Here is a 5,194-nt window from a genome sequence, read left to right on the forward strand (position 1 = left end):
GTTTTTAGGGAATGTATACAAAGTAGATATTTTAGAATATAAAGGTTCACTTGAAGATAATGTATTACAATTATTGAACGATAAGAATGGGTACGTGAGAGAAGACTCTTCCTTCTTTAAAGTATTTTTTACAATTAAAAAACTACCGTATTTATCAGTAGTTGATGAAAAAGGGGTCTTCCTTGGTATTTTAACTCATAAAAAAGTTTTTGAACTATTAGAAGATGCATGGGGAGTCCATTCTAGTAAATATTCTGTCATGATTGGAACACAAGATTATAATGGGGCCATTCAAAAATTATCGACAGTGCTAAAGAAATACACTGGTATTCAAAGCTTAATGACTTTTGATAATGATGCTTTATTAGTACGTAGAATTATGTTTACATTGGGAGAAGAGTTTGAAGATAGTGAATTAGAAACATTGCTAAAGGATTTAGAAGATCATGGATTTAGAGTTGTGTATGTTGAAGAGATGAAGAATCCACGTGAAGTTGAAACGATAGAGTAACAAGTAAAAGCCATCTTATTTTTTGATGGCTTTTACTTTCTTTCGCATAAAAATATTCAAATATAATAAAATGTAAAAATCGTAAATTTCTAAAAAAATTTGTGTAATAGAATAAATAAAGGAGGTATGCGTGGATAATTTTGATTTTCAAAAAATTCTATTTAAAAATATGTTTTTATTTTTCAGCCAAATATGTTACTATATGTGTGATAAAAACAAAGAGGTCTGACAACTAAACTCCACGTCATAACACTCTAATGACTTAAATTTTCAAAAAAATCAAAATTTATTATTTAGAGTAATTAAAAGGGGAATGGAGAAATTATGGAGAAGGACATTGCTTTGTAAGGGACATACTTTATGATTATGAACGGAGAGGAGGATGCATAGCATATTGTGAGAATAGAGAAAAACAATGAAAAAGTGCTATGCAAATGAAAGAGATGAAGGGACGATTAAGGCCAGGTGATACGCTAGCAATCGGTTTAATGTTATTTGCATTATTTTTAGGAGCAGGAAATTTAATTTTTCCACCAGTTTTAGGTCAACAAGCAGGAGAAAATGTTTGGATTGCTACAATTGGATTCCTTGTAACGGGAGTCGGACTTCCCCTATTAGCTGTCACAGCTGTCGCGTTTGTAGAGGGGGACTTGAAAGCGCTATCTTCTAGAGTTCACCCTATATTTGCGTTTATTTTTCCACTAGTTAGTTATTTAGCAATTGGACCATTCTTTGCGATCCCGCGTACTGGAGCTGTTTCGTTTGAAATGGGAATGAAGCCGTTTTTATCAGAAGCAATGGTTTCAGAATGGTACATGCTGTTCCTTTACACTATAGTTTTCTTCGGAGTAACGTGGTATTTATCATTAAATCCATCTAAATTAGTTGATTGGTTTGGAAAGTTCCTTACACCGTTGTTAGTATTAATAGTTGCTGTTATTGTCGGAAAGGCAATTATTGATCCGATTGGAACACCGGCGGAACCGTTAGCTGCTTATAAAGAAAATGCTTTCTTTGGAGGGTTTATTCAAGGGTATTTAACGATGGATGCAATTAGTGCTCTTGTGTTTGGAATTGTTGTTGTACAAGTTATTCGCTCAAAAGGAATAAAAGAGAGCGGACAAATCGCAAAAATAACAGTCGTATCAGGAGTAATTGCTGTAATAGGTTTAACGTTAATATATTTATCACTTGCTTATCTAGGTTCAACAAGTACATCACTTGGTGTTTCAGAGAACGGTGGTCTTATATTAACGAATGTTGTAAATGAGTTGTATGGAACGAGTGGGAAAATTTTATTAGGACTTGTTATTACACTTGCTTGTTTAACGACTTCGGTTGGATTAGCATCTGCCTGTGCAGGCTTCTTTACAAACTTATTCCCGAAATTTTCACATAAAACGATTGTAACAATAGTATGTGTATTTAGTTTAATTGTATCTAACTTAGGATTGACACAATTAATCGCAGTAACTTTACCAGTGTTAATGATCATTTATCCAGTTGCAATTGTATTAATTGTACTTTCGTATTTCCATAAATGGATTGGAAAGCGTAATACAATTTATATTGGTGCAATATTAGGTGCATTGTCGATTAGTTTATTTAATGGTTTAGAAAGTGCGAACATCAAAATTGACGCAATTTCAAATGTACTACAAATGTTACCGTTATATAAAGAAGGAATAGGGTGGTTAATCCCAGCATGTATTGGCGGGGTTCTCGGTTTCTTCTTCTATAAATCAAATGAATCAAGTGAGTTACAAAAGAAAGGTGCCTAGGCGCCTTTCTTTTTTTGAAGGGGATTTTTATGTTTCGTCTAAGTAATAATTGGGAGGATTGATAAAATGGCTAGTTTTGCAGATTTTTTAACTTTGGATTTGCGTATTGGGACGGTAAGAAAGGCGGAGGAATTTAAAGAAGCAAGGATTCCTGCAATTAAGTTAGAGATTGATTTTGGAGAGTTAGGGGTTAAGCAATCAAGTGCTCAAATTACGAAAAGATACAATCCAGAAGATTTAATTGGTCAACAAGTCGTTGCTATAGTGAATTTCCCGCCAAAGCGTGTGGCAGGATTTAAATCGGAAGTACTTGTACTTGGCGGAGTTCCTGAAGCTGACGATGTTGTTTTACTTCAGCCTAATATGGAACTACCGAATGGAACGAAAATTAGTTAGTGTGAAGGTAGGTGTTAATTTGGATATTAGACGAGAGTATTTAAAATGTGCCATTTCGAATTTTAAAGCAACACAAAACCAAGGAGAACGAGTACTTTCTCAATTATCTTATGAACAGATAATGTGGTCTTCTCATGAGGAGACAAATAGTATTGCGATTATTATTAAGCATTTACATGGTAATATGCGTTCAAGATGGACAGATTTTTTAACGTCTGATGGTGAAAAAATAAATCGTAACCGAGATGGTGAATTTGAAGGAGGCTATCATTCAAAGGAAGAAGCCCTTGCAGCGTGGCAAGAAGGGTGGGAATACGTTTTTAAAACGATGAATACTATAATGTCTGAACACTTATTAAAGACAGTATACATTCGCGGAGAAGAACACACTGTAATGCAAGCGATCGAAAGGCAAATTTCTCATTATGCTTTACATATTGGACAAATCATTTACATTGGTAAAATGTTAAAAGAAAATGATTGGGAGTGTTTAAGCATTCCTAGAGGTCAGTCTACTAGTTATTTACAGAAAAAACGTTCAACGTAATAATAGGAAAGAAACCGATATAAAATAGGAAGCAAAAAAATAAGCCAAACGATAGATGGCTCCGTGAACATTAGAATGCTACCCGCAATAAGCCCATATATAATAAGAAAGAAACCAAAGAGTGTATTTATAGGAATAAAACGTGAGACAAATAATTGCTGATTTTTGAAACAAGTGTTGTGAAATAAATAAAAGCGGAAATGCCATGTAGAGGTAATAAGATCTTTCTTTCTCGCTATTCTTTTTTTGCATTTATGACAGATAAATGGTGTCCGCATTTCGTTACACTCCATTTTTGGAATTCATTAGTTTCATAACAATTTGAGACAAAATTAAGTACAAAGTGTATACCCCTATATACGCTCCTGCAAGTAGAAAAAATGGATTTAGTAAAATTCCATGAATGCTTGTCATGAAAACTAAATTTTGTATTAAAACATCATATATATTAATAGAAATAATTGTCCCGAGTACATACAGTGCTAAGTATGCGAAAATATGTAGCGTAATACGAATTTTAGGATGTAAAGCAAACAAATAAAAAATAAATGATAAGACGATTGGTAATGTTCCTATTAGTAGCTTCAATTCATTTCACCTCATTAACAATATAGCCGGAATTTAAGCGGTCTATTCTCTAGAGCTTGTACATAACTTGAAATAGAGAGGGTGATAGTATGAATCGAGGCTTTTTTTACGTGAAATTAACAAGTGTACGCAAGTTAATTATATTTGTTATTACTACGGTATTAGCGACTTTCTTTCTTATTAGTGTAATGGTAACTTCCATGAAAGAGACAAAGTCAACGTATTTATATAATTGGTTAAATGAGTTATCAATGAATGGTTACATGTACGTTATTGGGAAAGAGAATCATTATTTTACACAGGAGTACCGGAATTTGAATCAAGACTTTTCTATTTCTTCATTCCTCTTTTCGATGGCTACGAATATTCGTTTTGATGATGTACGTAGTTTTGTCGGAAAGGAGCTTCCGGGATTTGGAAAGTATGATACAGAAATCGTTATAGCAGGTGAAGGAACAAATTACTCCAACTTACCGATAGAATCGAGTGTTCCTCTTGAAGAAGTAGTGAAGGAACGGACTGGAGAAGCTGGACAAGTTCCTAAGCCTGATCCGAATAAAGAGAAGAAACAACCATCTCAAACGACGGGAAAAAGACAAGTTGCATTGATTTATCATTCACATAGCTGGGAATCTTATTTGCCGTTACTCAACTTAACGAATGACCCAAATCCAAATAAAGCAACGAGTTCTGTAACGAATATTTCAATAGTTGGCGATCGATTGCGTGAACAGTTAGAAAGTGAAGGGATCGGTGCTACTAACGATAAAACGGATGTTGGTCAAAAATTAATAAGTAAAGGATTAAATAGTAATAGTTCTTATAAACTGTCACGAGAAATTGTACAAGAAGCGATGGCTGGTAATAAAGAACTCCAATATTTTTTCGATTTGCACCGTGATAGTGCACGGAAAAATGTCACGACAAAAACAATTGGAGATAAATCATATGCAAAGCTTGCTTTTGTAATTGGGAAAGGAAATAAAAATTATGAAAAGAACTTACAATTAGCAACAGCTCTTCATGAGGAAATTAATAAGAAATATCCAGGAGTGAGCCGTGGTGTAATTCAAAAAGGGTTCCAAACAGGAAATGGAGTCTATAATCAAGACTTATCAGGACAGGCGATTTTAATTGAAGTTGGTGGCGTAGATAATACAGATGAAGAATTAAATAGATCGATTGATGTTCTTGCTAAAGCATTTGGAGGGTATTTTTGGCAAGCGGAAAAAGTGAATGGATAAAGTGGGAATTTAATTAGCCCTTATCAATCGGGATACCCGTTAATACGGGAAACACGTAAGCGAGAAGCTTACGTGTTTTTTATTCATAATCTATAGGTAGAAAGACATGTCACAGTATAGACATAAT

At 34.0% G+C, this 5,194-nt stretch carries 7 protein-coding genes; 5 read left to right on the top strand and 2 right to left on the bottom strand.

Translation table 11 applies throughout. The features are described from left to right. From AB3X48_RS17310 to AB3X48_RS17325, 4 genes are all read left to right on the top strand, one after another. Window positions 1-511: CBS domain-containing protein (locus AB3X48_RS17310; RefSeq protein WP_367959759.1), on the top strand; the 511-nt coding region annotated here is incomplete at its 5' end. 443 nt (window positions 512-954) lie between these two features. Next, the gene (gene brnQ4, locus AB3X48_RS17315; protein ID WP_088099012.1) at window positions 955-2,292 is read left to right on the top strand and encodes a branched-chain amino acid transport system II carrier protein BrnQ4; all 1,338 of its coding nucleotides are present in this window, start codon (window positions 955-957) and stop codon (window positions 2,290-2,292) included. Window positions 2,293-2,358: 66 nt separating this feature from the next. Continuing rightward, window positions 2,359-2,688, top strand: coding sequence for a chaperone CsaA (gene csaA / locus AB3X48_RS17320; RefSeq protein WP_088098988.1), 330 nt, complete (start codon window positions 2,359-2,361; stop codon window positions 2,686-2,688). Next, window positions 2,669-3,235 carry a DUF1572 domain-containing protein gene (locus AB3X48_RS17325; protein WP_016104627.1) on the top strand — a complete coding sequence of 189 codons (567 nt, stop codon included), beginning with the start codon at window positions 2,669-2,671 and terminating at the stop codon, window positions 3,233-3,235. The genes csaA and AB3X48_RS17325 overlap by 20 nt, the downstream gene beginning before the upstream one ends. Here AB3X48_RS17325 and AB3X48_RS17330 read toward each other — a convergent pair. Together AB3X48_RS17330 and AB3X48_RS17335 are read right to left on the bottom strand one after the other, a co-directional pair. Continuing rightward, window positions 3,208-3,513 (bottom strand): hypothetical protein, encoded by a 306-nt coding sequence (locus AB3X48_RS17330; protein WP_016104628.1) that lies wholly within the window; start codon window positions 3,511-3,513, stop codon window positions 3,208-3,210. The two genes, AB3X48_RS17325 and AB3X48_RS17330, sit on opposite strands and share 28 nt — an antisense overlap. A gap of 4 nt (window positions 3,514-3,517) precedes the next feature. Beyond that, window positions 3,518-3,823: a hypothetical protein gene (locus AB3X48_RS17335; protein ID WP_002200755.1), complete on the bottom strand. Its 306-nt coding sequence runs from the start codon at window positions 3,821-3,823 to the stop codon at window positions 3,518-3,520. Window positions 3,824-3,912: 89 nt separating this feature from the next. On the opposite strand from AB3X48_RS17335, the gene spoIIP reads away from it, so the two are divergent. Further along, window positions 3,913-5,067, top strand: coding sequence for a stage II sporulation protein SpoIIP (spoIIP, locus tag AB3X48_RS17340; RefSeq protein ID WP_078173780.1), 1,155 nt, complete (start codon window positions 3,913-3,915; stop codon window positions 5,065-5,067). Window positions 5,068-5,194 lie beyond the last annotated feature (127 nt).

The sequence above is a fragment of the Bacillus sp. S4 genome (genome assembly GCF_040838205.1).
GTDB lineage: Bacteria > Bacillota > Bacilli > Bacillales > Bacillaceae_G > Bacillus_A > Bacillus_A cereus_U.

Coding starts and splice junctions, on each gene's coding strand:
- AB3X48_RS17330 (WP_016104628.1), bottom strand. CDS start 3,513: ATGCGGACACCATTTATCTGTCATAAATGCAAAAAAAGAATAGCGAGA.
- AB3X48_RS17325 (WP_016104627.1), top strand. CDS start 2,669: ATGGAACGAAAATTAGTTAGTGTGAAGGTAGGTGTTAATTTGGATATT.
- csaA (WP_088098988.1), top strand. CDS start 2,359: ATGGCTAGTTTTGCAGATTTTTTAACTTTGGATTTGCGTATTGGGACG.
- spoIIP (WP_078173780.1), top strand. CDS start 3,913: ATGAATCGAGGCTTTTTTTACGTGAAATTAACAAGTGTACGCAAGTTA.
- brnQ4 (WP_088099012.1), top strand. CDS start 955: ATGAAGGGACGATTAAGGCCAGGTGATACGCTAGCAATCGGTTTAATG.